This is a genomic window from Paenibacillus sp. JNUCC-31 (genome assembly GCF_014844075.1).
Lineage (GTDB): Bacteria > Bacillota > Bacilli > Paenibacillales > Paenibacillaceae > Paenibacillus.
Genome location: NZ_CP062165.1, coordinates 4729806 through 4744653, shown reverse-complemented (window position 1 = coordinate 4744653; position 14848 = coordinate 4729806). Strand labels below are relative to the sequence as shown.

Here is a 14848-nt window from a genome sequence, read left to right as displayed (position 1 = left end):
CCCTGTTATTGGTATCCATTAAATTAAATCCGCTTGCTATGCTGATCCGCCGGAAGCGCCATCGTAATGGTCGTTCCCAAGCCCTGCTCACTCTCCATCATCAAGCCGTACGTTTCTCCAAATACCAGCTGTATCCGGCGATGAACATTCATGAGCCCGATGCCCCCGCGATGATAGACATCATCGGAATCTTCACCTGCCAGACGATTCAATTCCAGACGGTCACGCAGCTTCTTCAGGCGTTCCTCGCTCATGCCCATGCCGTTATCCTGGACGATGACAAGGAAGCGATCTTCCAGGCGCCGAGCATCGATGCGGATATAATGACCGGGCTCCATGCCCCGCGGAAACGCGTGTTGTAACACATTTTCCACCAGCGGCTGAAGGGTGAGTCGAACCATTTTTTCCAGTAACAGATCCGGTGCAATGATGACCTCCACTTCAAGCTCCCGATCCATGCGATGTTTCATGATGGACAGGTAGGCCAGCACATGTTTCAGTTCATTCGCAACCGTGATTTCCTCCAGATTCGTCTGAATGGAATAACGGAGCATATGGGCCATCGATTCCACCATCTGTGCAATTTCTTCGGAGTCCTGTACAACGGCATAACATTTGATCGTCTCCAGGGTGTTGTAGAGAAAGTGCGGATTGATCTGCAACTGAAGCGCCTGAAATTCAGCACGATGCCGTTCCAGCGCCTCCTGCTGAAGCTCGATCTCCGATTTCTGACGGCGCAGTTCCGATTCATACACACTCTCAATCATGTCCGACAAGCGGCTGACCATCAGATTATAACTGCGGATCAACACGCCGATTTCATCGCGCCTTTCCTTCATCTCCACCTTGTTCCAGATTCCCTTCTCGGTCTGTCTCATTCCATTCATCAGCACACGAATGGGTTCTACCTGAGAAGCGCCGATCCGATAGGCCACGACCAGTGCAGCCAGCAGCGTTCCTGCGCCAACCCACAAGGTGGCCGAACGGATCGTTGCAATCGGTCTTTGGAGCTCCGACAGCGGCACGGAAGCGACAAAACGCCAGCCCGAATACTCAGAAAGCTCCGATATGAACAGTCGTTTGATGCCATCCGCATTCTGTTCCAGCGACCCTTCCTCCATGTGCATAAGCCTGTTTACAGTGCTGGCCGGCATCGCCGTCTGCGCCTCTTCGTCCCCGGGTGTGTAGATGACCGTTCCATTCTGATCCATCACATACTGATACCCACCTTGACCGAGGTCGAGTTCTCCCCATATTTTGTCAAGCTCCAGCACATTCACTTCCATCGCCAACACGCCGTTTGGCATATAGGAGGACACCCCTCTGATCCGACGCGCAATCGTAATCACGTTTGCACTCTGTCCGCTGCGAATACTCCGGGTAAGCAAAATCGATTCCCCATTTGCAGGGGTTGCAGCCAGCAACTCCTTATACTGCTCTGCCGCGTTGATATCCGGTATGCCAGCTGAGTTCTGATTGTCGTCAATGACAACACGCCCGTTTTCCCCGATAACATACAGAAACTTGATCTGTGGGTATAACATAAAAACAGGCGGAAACACGTTCGTTTTAATCTGACGGCTATACTCGTAATAGGCATAACTGTCCTCCGAATTCATATCGAGGAAGTGCTTCACACTTCCATTCGAGAGGATGGAGTAGGTTGCACGATCATAATTTTGCAAATACAGATCGGTCTGGTACGCCGTATTACGCATCGTTTGGGCGATGTTGTCCGCGAGCTGGTCGTTCATTTCAGTCGAAGCATAGGTGTAGGTAAACAAGCCGATGGCGGACAGGGACAACGTAATCACGATGGCAAAATGAAAGAACAGGCGGATCGACAGGCTGCGCTTCATCATTCAATGCCCAACTTGCTGCGGTACTCGGACGGTGTCAGTCCGGTAATCTTCTTGAACGTCTTCGTAAAATGGGGATGATCCGCATATCCCACTTCGTAGGAAATATCCGTAATCCGGTTGCCCGGCTGTTCCAGCATGCGTTTGGCCAGTTCCATTTTGCTGCGTATCCGGTATTGGATAAAGGTCTGGCCTGTCGTTTGCTTAAATAGTTGGCTGAAGTAGGACGGGTTAAGTCCCAGCTTGGCGGCAATCTCTTCCAGTGACACCTCGCGGCGCAAATGCTGCTCCAGATAGGCTTTTGCTTCTTCCACCGGATGCTTGCGCTTGCCGCTGCGCTTTTCCTTGATCGTCTTCATCAACCTGTGAATCTCGTTGCCCAGAGCGTCGTAGCACTCTTTTGAGGAAGCGCTTACATTTATCTCGCAAGACGTACTCATCGTTCCGTTGCCTCGTGCATTCATTCGGGCCACAATCAATTCGAGCAATTCCTGAAAAAGCTCCGCTGTCTGCTCAGGCATCAGGGAATATGCCGGATACCGACCTGACCATGCTGCGAGCAGTTCCGTCACATCGGTCTGCCGTAGCTCCCATATGGCCTCTTCCAGACGCATGGCCCAGTCATTCAGCTCCCTCACAGGTACAAGGGAAACCGTAGGTTTTTCCTCTTCAGACGCCATCAATTTGAGCAGCAGCTCATGAAGCTCCTGTCGCCCCACAGGTTTTAGCAGATATCGCTTTACCCCATAATCCATACAGGCTCTTGCATATTCAAAGTCCGAATAACCGGAGACCACAATAATTCGTATCGTACTGCCTTGCTCGGATAAACGTCGACACAGCTCAATACCATCCATCGTTGGCATGCGGATATCCGTAAACAGGATGTGAGGCCGAAAGTCCTCCACCACCTGGAGAGCTTCTTCCCCATGTGCTGCCTGCCGAATCTCGCAGTCAAACAGCCCCGCTTGCTTGATCATTTTGGCCAGACCCATGCGAATCATTGGTTCATCGTCCGCAATCAAGATTCTGAACATCGCCATTCCCCCGTTTCCGTCAGATCTGTATGCTTCTTGTACTTAAGATTTGACGGAGCCGACCATGATTCCTTTTACAAAATGCTTTTGCAGGAAAGGGTAAATGATAATAATCGGTAAGGTGGCGATGATAATGGTTGCCATTTTGATGCCTTCCGGCGATGTATGTGCAAGAGTGCTATAGACGGCAGACCCCGGATCGACCGAGATGTCGTCACTTTCAAACAGCTTCTTGAGTGTTACCTGGATCGGCCACCAGGCTGGATCATTCAGATAATACAGGGCGGTGGAATAGGCATTCCAGTGGCCTACTGCATAGAAAATGCCGAGTGATGCCATGGCCGGTTTGGACAATGGGATGACGATACGCCAGATGATACCGAATTCACCACAGCCATCGATGCGGGCAGCGTCGATCAGTTCACCCGGCAGTTGTGAGAAGAACGAGCGCATAACGAAGAAATTAAAGGCATTAATCGCTCCCGGCACAATCAGAACCAGTGGATTGTTGACCAGATGCAGTTCTTTCATCAGGATAAAGTTCGGTATGAGCGGCGCCGAGAATACAACGGTCACCAGGACAAACATGACGACCAGAGAACGCCCCTTGTACTCTGGACGGGACACGGGATATGCCAGCGATGCCGTTGCAGCGAGATTGACCAGCGTCCCGAACAGTGTGACCCCAACCGATACCGCAAATGCCCGCCAGAACGAAGCATCTCCGAATACATATTCATAATTGATCCAGGTAAAAGCAACAGGCCAGAAGCTGACCTTTCCGCCCATGATCGCTTCCGAGCTGCTGAGTGATTGGGCCAGCACATTAATGAAAGGCAGAATCATCGTCAACGAGAGCAGCGTTAGAAAAACGAGATTTCCAATGCGAAATATACGGTAACGGACACTGGGGGTACGCATAGAACTCGCCTCCTAATACAGGCTTTCGCCGGTTGTTTTTTTGCTGAAGAAATTACCGAGTAGAATAAGCATCAAGCCCACGACCGATTTGAACAACCCGATGGCTGTTGTATAGCTATATTGCTGTGAGAGAAGCCCGGCTTTGTAGATATACGTATCCAGAATTTCACCAGATTCCAGATTGAGCGGATTCAGGAATACAAACACACGCTCAAAGCCCAGATCCAGGAACTTTCCGATGTGCAGCAGCAGCAAAATCATAATTGTCGGCAGCAAGGATGGCAGGGTAATCGACCATATTTGCTTCAAACGTCCGGCTCCATCCACCTCTGCCGCTTCATACAGGTCGGGATTGATTCCCGCAATGGCAGCCAGGAAAATAATCGTGCCGTACCCGGAGTCGCGCCAGATCCCGGAACCGATCAGAATGGAACGAATGTATGAGTCTTCTCCAAGAAAGTAGATTGGCTGCATGCCCAGAAATCCAAGTGCCTTGTTCACCACCCCGGCATCCATCGAGAAAATCCCCATGAAAATACCGCTAATGACGACCCAGGACAGAAAGTGAGGCATGTATACAATCGTTTGCAGCAACCGCTTGAACACAATCATTCGTACTTCATTCAGCAGAATGGCCAGTAAGATCGGTACCGGGAATGCAATTACCAGATCATACAACCCGAGCAGAAGTGTATTATTGAGAATTCGCAAAAAGTCATAATGACTAAACATCTTCTGAAAATGCTCCAGACCGACCCAATCACTTCCGGTGATGCCTTTGAAAATGTTGTAGTTCTGAAAAGCAATGACCGAGCCGAACAGAGGCACATATTTGAAAAGAAAAAAATACAGGATGCCCGGCACCGAAAGCAGATACAATATCCGGTATCGCCACAGATAACGTCCCGCATCCCCGAGCCGAGTGCCCAGACCAGACGAGTGAAGTCTGGCTGTTCCCCGGCTTGGCGGCGCGATATCCGCCGGCTTCACGTCTTTTCCCCTCCCTGCTTCTGTGATTGCATGCTTTTCAAATTATCAGGAACATTCTCGTCCCATGGGATTTCATTGAATTCAACGGAAATGTACTCCGGCTCACGATCGATAATACGCGATAGCTCGCGCGTGAACACCTCCACGATCTCCTGCTTCTGCTCATCCGTCCTGCCTTCATACAGCCTGATTGATATTTCCGGCATCCGAGTTCATCTCCCTTTCACCAAGTAATGTAAACGCTTTAACAACTTCATCTTAGCGTTCCTGAGAGAGAGCAACAATGGACTGTCTTTTCGTTCACTTGTGTTTTCTTTAGGTTGGAGCAACCCTTGCGTCCACCGTTTCCGGCTTTAAAATAACTGTTCTTTTATGTAAATTCAGCCTATAGCGGTTTTGCACGCTATAGGCTGAAAATGCTTGATATTATGGTTTTTTTACCTCGTCAGAAAACCCTTCTACTAGTCATCTCTCAAGTACTACATTTATTTTCCTACATACTCATCCAAAAAACGATCTACTCTTTGGAAATATTCAGTGGGGTAGTGGTTGATCGCATCGATGTGCTCCGTGTTTTTCGGATACCACACTTCTGCGCTTGGGTTATCTTTTAAGGACTCATAAATCCTTTCTGTATTTTTATAACTAATTTGCTGATCTCCAGTACCATGAATGAGCATTACGGGCTTGTCTTTCATTTTTTTCACCGCATCCATGGGAGATACGGAATCAAGATCAACATCAAAGACCCAATTGGCCATCCAGGTCGATGTATAACTGAATGGGAACGCAGGTAAACCTGAAAAGAAAGGCAGACCCTCTCTCAGAAATAGCCCAGCATTGCGAAACGGACTATCCGCGATTACAGCTTGGATATCATCACTTTCACTTGTGGCTAACAAAGAAGTAGCTGCACCCATTGAAAAGCCGATCACTCCAATGTTATCCCCAGCATGGTTCCTGGATTTCAAATAGTCTACGGCTCCAAGCAAATCGTATTTTTCATTGAGGCCCAGTGTAATCAGATCACCATCGGATTTACCTTGCGAGCTGAGGTCAAATGCCAATACATTGTAGCCTTTGGGAACGAAATGCTCTACTAACTTTGGGGTCCGCCCTTTGACTAAACGATTGCTCGTATATCCATGGACGACAATAATTGTCTTATCGCTTGATTTAACACCAGCATTTGCAGGAAAGAAGGTACCTCTGATCGTATTATCATTTTTCAAACTCTTGAACTCGACCTCTTCGTAGGGCGTTTTATCGATATTCAATTCGTAGCTGACATTCGTGTCTCTAGGATGATGCAACAAGGTGTCTACTACTTTATACGATATAAAAAACACAAGAGCCACCACAAGCAAAAGCACGATTCCCAGGCTCCATAAAATGTTGTTCCGTTTTTTCACACGAACGTTATGATTGGGCTCTAATGATGTTTGACTCATTCAAACTCCTCCAGTTTTTCTATAGGTGATATGGGTCCGAACAAATAAAAGGCATGCCCCTTCAGATCTTCCCACTCGGGATGTTGAAGAATACTTTCTCCAAGAGTTAAAGCCACTCCATTTAAGAAAGAGATATAGGCACGGGAGATCATTGCGGGAGAAAAGCTTTTGTTGAACTCTCCCATTAATTGTCCCTTGGCATAGACACTTTCGATCTCATCGGTCATTACCTTTATACTCTCAAGGACCTTCTGTGTAAGTTCAGGGAACCTGATTCGTTGCCCTAAGACAGATTGGGCAAGCCGTAATTCATTGGTATAGGAGTAGATATGGTTGAATTGTTCTGCCACCATGTTCTTAATCAATGCGCCTGGCGTTCCCTCTTGTTGTAGACAAGCAAGTGATCTCATCTGTATATCAGCAAGCGGCTCAAGAACAGCGGCATAGAATAAAGCTTCTTTGCTAGGGAAATATTGAAAAATGGTTCCAGAAGTCACTCCCGCACTTTTCGCAATGATCGCCGTTGTGGTATTGGAATATCCACTTTCTGCGAACAGAACAACAGCTTCTTTTAGAATCCGTTTACGACGCTCCAGCCTTTTTTCTTCATTGATGGGTCTTGCCAAAGGTATTCCCCTCTCTTTAAGTTAAACTTTAATTAAGTGATCAGTTAATTAATTAATAATATATCTTTAATGATGGATGATTGCAAGACCAAATTTAGCTTACTTCCAAGCAGGATGAATCTCTACAAATACAAACAAGCCGGAGTGCGGCCCAACATGCGCCTCCGGCTTATTTGTATCTGGTTACTTTGAAAGAATACGTTTCGCTTTCCATAAGTATTTTGCTGATCGTTCATAAACGCAAACCAATTTCAATCCACGCACTCCATACGGAGTGCGACTTACCCTAGTGTTACCCCAACGTTACCCAAAGCAAATTTCAATCCACGCACTCCATACAGAGTGCGACCCTCCTGCCACCTCAAATCACCCCATTTAAAAGATTTCAATCCACACACTCCATACAGAGTGCGACAATATTCCGGCCCGTTCCTTTATCGGCACCGGGAAATTTCAATCCACGCACTCCATACAGAGTGCGACGCAAATCAATAGGATATCCGCCAGGAGCGTGACTGATTTCAATCCACGCACTCCATACAGAGTGCGACCATGGCCGCAAAAGCCGCCACAGCCGGGATGATTAATTTCAATCCACGCACTCCATACAGAGTGCGACTGATCCAGTTTGAATCGATACGGAAGACGATGATTATTTCAATCCACGCACTCCATACAGAGTGCGACGCTATGTGAATGAACAACAAGTAGCGCTTCAAAAAATTTCAATCCACGCACTCCATACAGAGTGCGACGATGTCTATCGGGTTCGCTATTAAGCGGTTGGTTCTTATTTCAATCCACGCACTCCATACAGAGTGCGACGATGTCTATCGGGTTCGCTATTAAGCGGTTGGTTCTTATTTCAATCCACGCACTCCATACAGAGTGCGACGATATCCACCTCCTGTGCTTTCTGTGTCCGTCCGATTTCAATCCACGCACTCCATACAGAGTGCGACTCTCTTCATCCGTCTCTGCTAGATTAGCAAGATAATTTCAATCCACGCACTCCATACAGAGTGCGACACAGCAACTTACGTATCCCGGTTTGCTGAAATGATTTCAATCCACGCACTCCATACAGAGTGCGACACCAGAAATGCCCGGGCACGCGCGCCGCTATCTTCTATTTCAATCCACGCACTCCATACAGAGTGCGACCTCCAGGAGTCCCTTTCGGCAAGCTGTCTGCTATAATTTCAATCCACGCACTCCATACAGAGTGCGACGGCCGAAGCGGTTGTTATTCGGTATTGTAATTGAATTTCAATCCACGCACTCCATACAGAGTGCGACGATATTTACCACCAAAAGTTTTCTTCACTGACAAATTTCAATCCACGCACTCCATACAGAGTGCGACCCCTATCTCCCTATCCAATGGCACTCATAATGATTTCAATCCACGCACTCCATACAGAGTGCGACAATTCTTCATAATCTGCGTTATTTCCTCTCCTACATTTCAATCCACGCACTCCATACAGAGTGCGACTAACACATACACCCTATTCCAGCCTTTATTCTTCATTTCAATCCACGCACTCTATACAGAGTGCGACCGCGGCGTCGGTAAGATTAGCGTAAGTCTCATCGAATTTCAATCCACGCACTCCATACAGAGTGCGACATCGCTATCCACTGAGTCGCCACATTGAAGTCAGAATTTCAATCCACGCACTCCATACAGAGTGCGACTGTTCTTTGTTTCGCGTGTACCATCATCAACGATGATTTCAATCCACGCACTCCATACAGAGTGCGACGTCGTGAACCCCAATATGGTTTTAATACAACCATTATTTCAATCCACGCACTCCATACAGAGTGCGACCAACGCTTACAGTTACGTTAAGAGCCGCACTATTTCAATCCACGCACTCCATACAGAGTGCGACGCCTATAGGATCGGGTTGTTCACGCGTTGTGTATTCATTTCAATCCACGCACTCCATACAGAGTGCGACGGGTATAGACTCCCTACCCTCTCCCTGTTCCCATGAATTTCAATCCACGCACTCCATACAGAGTGCGACCTGCCGTGACATCTGGGTTGGGATTGACGATAACGATTTCAATCCACGCACTCCATACAGAGTGCGACTGCTCCGGAAAAGTCTACTTCTACGGCAGCTGTTGATTTCAATCCACGCACTCCATACAGAGTGCGACATGCGATTGATGCATATCCAAAGTTTACAAATGCTATTTCAATCCACGCACTCCATACAGAGTGCGACAGCGAAAAAGCACGTAATAGCAATATTTCTCGAATAGATATTAACGTCTTTTCGTTATTTCGGCTTATTAAGAACCTTTACTCAGTCAACTTTGCCTAAATTCATTGCCAAAAGGTCACGAAAAAGGCCTTTTCGACAAGTTTCGAGGTGCGAATCCCCCGGGAAAATCATGTGAGCTTGGCATTCGCACCTGTTAAAGTATTAACGGATCACCCATATCATAGGAATCCTTGGCTCCCACATGTTGAACTTTACTTTTGTAATTATCGCCTAAGTTATAGAATCGAAGACTATCGGTCTCCTTATCAATTAACTCTTCCAGTTCAAATTTTAAACGTCTAAACTGGGCAGCATCCAGTATACATTCAAACACCGAGTTCTGCACTCGCTGACCGTGATCCACACACTTTTTAGCCACTTTAGATAGCCTTCTTCGACCTTCACTACCTATTGTGCTCACATCATACGTAATCAAAATAAGCAATCATCACACCTACTTCCACAGAAACGGAGGATATTCATCCAGATCCCCACGTATATATCTTGCCAGTAGTAACGCTTGAGTGTACGGTACAAGACCCCAAGGTATTTTTTCATTCAAATACGGATGCATAATCTTGTCCTGTTTACGATCTTGCCATGCTTTCAACACTTTCTTTCGTGTTTCATCATCCATAATGACTGCAAGATTTTCTTTTACATAAAAGCCTTTATCGTTAATCACTTTTTTGTTAATAAGAGAGAGCACAAAACGGTCTGCGTACACTCCCCGAAGTTCCTCCATCATATCCAGTGCAAGAGAAGCTCTGCCAGGACGATCCCGGTGCAAAAAGCCGACGTATGCATCAAGTCCGACAGATTCAAGTGCAGACTTCATATCATTAGCGAGCAAGGTATAGGCAAAGGATAATAACGCATTCACTTTATCTAAGGGAGGACGGCGACTGCGTCCGTAAAAGTAAAATGACTCCTTTTGCTGTAGGATCAGATCATCGAAAACGGAATTATATTGAACAGCGGCAGAGCCTTCCAAGCCACGCAATACGTCCAATTGCTCTACATCGCGTAACAGCTTCATCGTTTCTCCTAGCGACTCCGTGACCTTCTTGATTCGTTCTGTGTCGATACGTAGTGCATAATCTCGTGTGGCACGTTCCAGAATCCACTTGTTGTTGTATAACTTCCCTGTAATCATATTACGAGCAACCCGCGCACTGCGCACCTCATCGTCCGAGATACGGTACTGCTCCTTCCGCAATACAACATTTCCTCGATCCTCACCAATGACCCGTGCGAGGAATCGCCCTGTTCGTGTCATAAAAGTCAGATTCACATTGCGTGCCGCACAAGCCCCCATCAGTGCTGGACTTACTCCAGCATAGCCAAAGGTGCATACGGCCTCCAAATTATGCAGTGGATAGCGAGCAAGAATTTCTTCCTCCTGCTTCACCACAATGTTTTCCCCATCCAGTGCAAGGTATGTATCGGGTAATGTCACAAATAAGGTGTTCAGCAGCTTTTTCATTCATTCAACCTGCTTTCGATGTAGCTTGAAACGGATCGTTTATTTAAAATGTCCGGTACACATATATTGTTCAACGAACAACTTTGACAGTGTGGCCCTGCTTTGGCTTTCGGTGTATGGTTTCGTTCAAAATAGTGTCTCATTTCCTGTATATTCACTCTTACTCGTTCCCGATCCGCCGCAGTAATGATCACTTCTACCCGATGCTTGATCTCGTCATAATAAAGGTAAGCCTTGTGAATATCACATACGAGCATTTCTTCGAGACATATGACTTGTGCTACCAATTGGGAATGATCCGAATCATTACGTTTCGGTTTTCCGCGTTTGTATTCAACAGGAAAAGGAAGGTATAACCCTTCCTCTCCCGCAAGCGGAACTCCAGCCGGATCACGAATGAATTCAACCACGTCACAGATGCCTGTGATTCCGAGTTCCCTCGATTGCACCGGAAGTGCACGAACTACCAGTTTATCGCCTCGTTTTTCACGAAGCGCTGGTTGATCTGCCTTTCGATGCAAATGATCTCCCTCAATAGTACGCACGTTGTCTTCCCACTGCTGTTCGATATGAATTAATGCCCACTGCCTTCTGCAAAAGTTAAAATGTTGAATACCCGAAAGCAGCAGATAATCCCCTTCGTTATAGTCCTTCATATTCTTGAACTGCCAAGCCTTCCAGTGGCTGAACACTATAATTATAATCATCGTAAGACTTCGCTTCGGCTACGTCTGGCTTCAATTCAATTTGCAGAGAGCGGTGTACCTTTGCAGATGAATATTGCCCCATTTTGGAACTATGCTCCCACCAATATAACTGGTGAACCTCCATACTTCCATCAGGACGGGCCGAGGATGTATCATTTTCAAATAAAGTTCTAAGCGATTCACGAATCTTCTCCGCGTCTTCATATGTAAAGCCGGTCTTCTCAGCCAGTTGCGTGTTGATACTGCCATAGAATACATATACTCCAAAATCTACTCGATGCTTCATGCCCATCGTATCCGATCCTTTTTTGTCCGGATCTTTAGCCGTTGTGACTGAGTTTACACTCTTCGTAATCTGCATGCTGGAAATATCAATCCGATCCAAGCTTACAGCGGTATGGATGGATACCGGACCCCGAATACCCACAGATACACTTTCCCCTCCACCAAAAGCAAACACCTGTCCAAAGCTACGAACATCAATCCAGGACTGACAAGCAGCCTCGGCATACAGATCTTTATTTGCCTTCTTGCCTTTGGCATGTTCTTGCACATTCTCATTGGCATCGACACGATCTTTAATGGAACGGTGATTATCATTACGTTTTTCATCGGATTGTACGAGAATGGACTCTCCCATATCCTGCAGACGGTTACGAATTTTACGTTTGATACATACATCCGAGATTTCTCCAAAGCCATCGTAGTTCTGACGAGGACGGTTTCCATTCAGTGGATCTCCATTCGGATTGGCATTACGAACAGACAGCACAACAGCAAAATCGATTTTGTGATCAAGTGTACTCATTTAGTTATCCCCTTGTTCGTTCATTTGGTTTTCATTCTCATCGTTGTGATTCAGTGCAGCTGCGGCTTCCTTGTCTTTTTTGCTGGTGTACAGATCGTTACGCTGACTGTAAAAGCCTAACAAATACAAGCCCGTCAGAGGTTTGTCCGTATAATCCTCCAATCGAAGTTTGGCCCCGACCTCATCCAGCAGTGAATTATAATATCTTGCTCCAGTGCCCATCTTCGCCTGATAAGGCTGGAGATTCGATTGAATGATGGTCCAGGTCCGACCCGGTCGTTGTGCAAAAGCATTCATATATCGAATGGCATTGGTAGCTCGTTTTTCATCCTTACTCAGCGCGCTTCGCTCTAAAACATCCGCAATAGCAAGCATTCTCCCAAATAAATAACTGCGGTCCGTTGCTTCTGTATCCAGACTCACCCCGTACCCCTCCTTCTTATGATCCTGCTGATGATCCTTCCTAACCAGTGCGCAAGTAATGCTAAGTGTTTTCTCCCATTCCCAATTGTCCATGCCTACCGGGTTGGATGCACGATGAATCGAACTGCGAATGATATCCAGTGGAATCGGTCGTTCATCAATGATGCATGGAAGCATACGCTCCATTAATCCTTTGACCACCTTGTCACTGGCCCGTGGGCCATAGGCGGCAAAAGCGATATCTTTGGTTGCGGGGGCTCCGATAAAAGAGACAAGTTTGTCGTATTTATTTTTCCGATAACGATGCAACCAATAACAGCTCTCATGCCAGGCTTGTATCCGGTCCAAATAGATGTTCTGATCCAACGTCCGGTAATACATAATTGACATACGACCTGGTGTAGCCGCATCCAGCGTCATAATCGTGACTTCATGACTGGATTGATAATCTCCATCATAACGATAACCATTAATCGCCTTCCGGATCTGCAAAGCAAATTCCTTATGCGTTCGGTCTCCACCAGCAAGCGCTGCCTCATCATCCGCATCGTCCCAAAAAATAAACGAGTCCTCCTGGGGCTCCGGCATATCCAGACGACTACTTCCCCACACTAGAAAAACCTTGCCATCCATCGTAGTTCCCTGCTTATCAATCAGCCACTTGAGAGCGTTATGCCCTTTCTGCGATGCTTCATAGCTGACTGTTGCTGCGTCACGACTGGTACGAAAACGCCCCCGATACGTAAATCCACTGGAGTCGTTGGCGGAGATCAACTTGGACTTGTCTCCTGAGTGACGTATGCGAGAAGCGTGTTTATCCGCAACTGGTAGGTAATCACCTGTCACGAAACAGATGTCCTTGTCCTGCAAACTCATCTCGTAAAACTGGATAAAAGATTGTTGTACCGAAGCATCACGCCACAATCTGGATTCGGGTTCTCCTGGGATATCTACAGCAAATCGAACAAATGCCCCACTCTGATCCGAAGCTATCACATTGAAAATGTCAGGCTTTTTCCCTTCTTGGTCGCCAGGCGCAGCTACCCACTTCTCCAATAGCTTTCCTCGACTATCCACATGAAGTATCCCTCTCTCGACCAGATCAGTAATCAGCGTACCTTTGCTAACATAGTGAAGTACGCTCTGTACTTTAGGATGGCTAAATGGAGATTCACACCAAGCTTTCAGTTGGTTCAAATAATCTTGATACGGTGTTCCCTTGGCTTCTCCGCAAAACTGAGTGTAATCTCCTGCAACATAAGATAATTTGTCAAAAAGAGGATACGGTACAGGCGCACTCGTTCGGCTTGCGGAAGCTTCGGTGCAAGGAATAATCGTGCTGCCATCATTTTTATCAACCACATAGGCGTTAACGATATCCCCTCTTCCATTCAGATGCACTTCAATATGCGCGGTCTGTGTGGTGTGCGAGATTGGAATCAGAGCGTATTCCTTGCCATTTTTCTTCATTTCAAATTGTCCGACAACGTTAGCGTGATCATCATACGTTTTACTTAAATTGGCCAGCCAGCTCATTTATTCACCTCATTATCGAACCACTCCGAGTGTAAATCATCAACAGACTGCATATTCTCTGAACCAAATATTTTAGCTGTACCTTCTCCAGCTTTACGAATCAATGTGCATTCATCTGGACGGATAAAACGAATCACACCATGCTGCATTTTCGCTTTCCACAGACGAACCTCTCGCTCATTGCTTCCTGTTTCATCCGGGTAACTGATCCCATGCAGCATCGTACCAAAATCAAGCTCACCTATACGATCATAGAAGCTCTCGTCTTCACCGAACTGGCAATGTTCAACATAGCCCTGACATTCACGGGTTCCCAGAAAGATATCTCTTCGTCCACCGACCTGGACAGCTCGTTTGGCGATATTGTGGTGCTTGTGTTCATTCTGATCATGTATCAGATCTTCACGATGAGGATTAAATATAAAATGGGCCTTCACCTGATATCGAACATCTCTTAAATAGGTGTAATAGGCCAGTGTGTTGCCCCCGCTGTATTCAATCGGACGCATGCCCTTCGATTCCGTTTGAATTGGATTCATGATGCGGACTTCGTCTATAATCCAGATCAGCGTTGGCTTCCAGTAAATTGATTCCACGATCCCTTTGAGGGCTTGATATGTAGGAATCTGATAAGAGAATTTTTCTCCGCCAAGTTTCGTGAGTGGATCGGTGAATAGCGCATATTTTCCCGAAACCTCAAATTCGATTTGATTTCTCAACAT

The 14848-nt window shown here is 46.6% G+C and carries 13 protein-coding genes and 1 CRISPR repeat array; all 13 genes read right to left on the bottom strand.

The annotated features are described in order from the left end of the window. Positions 1-23: 23 nt before the first annotated feature. Entirely contained in the window at positions 24-1862 is a 1839-nt protein-coding gene (locus JNUCC31_RS20570; protein WP_192264134.1) for a cache domain-containing sensor histidine kinase, read from the bottom strand. Further along, entirely contained in the window at positions 1859-2896 is a 1038-nt protein-coding gene (locus JNUCC31_RS20565) for a response regulator transcription factor (RefSeq protein WP_192264131.1), read from the bottom strand. Before JNUCC31_RS20565 ends, JNUCC31_RS20570 begins: the two co-directional genes overlap by 4 nt. A gap of 42 nt (positions 2897-2938) precedes the next feature. After that, the gene (locus JNUCC31_RS20560) at positions 2939-3817 is read right to left on the bottom strand and encodes a carbohydrate ABC transporter permease (protein WP_192264128.1); all 879 of its coding nucleotides are present in this window, start codon (positions 3815-3817) and stop codon (positions 2939-2941) included. A 12-nt stretch (positions 3818-3829) separates the two neighbouring features. Continuing rightward, positions 3830-4747 carry an ABC transporter permease gene (locus tag JNUCC31_RS20555; RefSeq protein WP_053784167.1) on the bottom strand — a complete coding sequence of 306 codons (918 nt, stop codon included), beginning with the start codon at positions 4745-4747 and terminating at the stop codon, positions 3830-3832. A 56-nt stretch (positions 4748-4803) separates the two neighbouring features. Continuing rightward, positions 4804-5013, bottom strand: a complete 210-nt coding sequence (locus JNUCC31_RS20550) for a tautomerase family protein (protein WP_192264125.1) — start codon at positions 5011-5013, stop codon at positions 4804-4806. 279 nt (positions 5014-5292) lie between these two features. Beyond that, complete coding sequence (locus JNUCC31_RS20545) at positions 5293-6258, bottom strand: alpha/beta hydrolase (RefSeq protein WP_192264122.1); 966 nt, start codon at positions 6256-6258, stop codon at positions 5293-5295. Then, complete coding sequence (locus JNUCC31_RS20540) at positions 6255-6884, bottom strand: TetR/AcrR family transcriptional regulator (RefSeq protein ID WP_192264119.1); 630 nt, start codon at positions 6882-6884, stop codon at positions 6255-6257. The genes JNUCC31_RS20545 and JNUCC31_RS20540 overlap by 4 nt, the downstream gene beginning before the upstream one ends. Before the next feature lie 248 nt (positions 6885-7132). Beyond that, positions 7133-9127: a CRISPR direct-repeat array (repeat unit 33 nt; unit sequence ATTTCAATCCACGCACTCCATACAGAGTGCGAC). A 193-nt stretch (positions 9128-9320) separates the two neighbouring features. Continuing rightward, on the bottom strand, positions 9321-9611 hold the full coding sequence (gene cas2, locus JNUCC31_RS20535; RefSeq protein WP_192264115.1) for a CRISPR-associated endonuclease Cas2: 291 nt from the start codon (positions 9609-9611) through the stop codon (positions 9321-9323). Positions 9612-9620: 9 nt separating this feature from the next. Further along, positions 9621-10652 carry a type I-C CRISPR-associated endonuclease Cas1c gene (gene cas1c, locus JNUCC31_RS20530; RefSeq protein WP_192264095.1) on the bottom strand — a complete coding sequence of 344 codons (1032 nt, stop codon included), beginning with the start codon at positions 10650-10652 and terminating at the stop codon, positions 9621-9623. After that, on the bottom strand, positions 10649-11308 hold the full coding sequence (gene cas4 / locus JNUCC31_RS20525; protein ID WP_192264092.1) for a CRISPR-associated protein Cas4: 660 nt from the start codon (positions 11306-11308) through the stop codon (positions 10649-10651). Before cas4 ends, cas1c begins: the two co-directional genes overlap by 4 nt. Next, a complete protein-coding gene (gene cas7c / locus JNUCC31_RS20520; protein WP_192264086.1) occupies positions 11295-12167 on the bottom strand; it encodes a type I-C CRISPR-associated protein Cas7/Csd2 in 873 nt (290 codons plus the stop codon). The genes cas4 and cas7c overlap by 14 nt, the downstream gene beginning before the upstream one ends. Continuing rightward, positions 12168-14126: a type I-C CRISPR-associated protein Cas8c/Csd1 gene (gene cas8c, locus JNUCC31_RS20515; RefSeq protein WP_192264083.1), complete on the bottom strand. Its 1959-nt coding sequence runs from the start codon at positions 14124-14126 to the stop codon at positions 12168-12170. Next, entirely contained in the window at positions 14123-14845 is a 723-nt protein-coding gene (gene cas5c, locus JNUCC31_RS20510; protein ID WP_192273181.1) for a type I-C CRISPR-associated protein Cas5c, read from the bottom strand. The genes cas8c and cas5c overlap by 4 nt, the downstream gene beginning before the upstream one ends. Between the last annotated feature and the right edge of the window lie 3 nt (positions 14846-14848).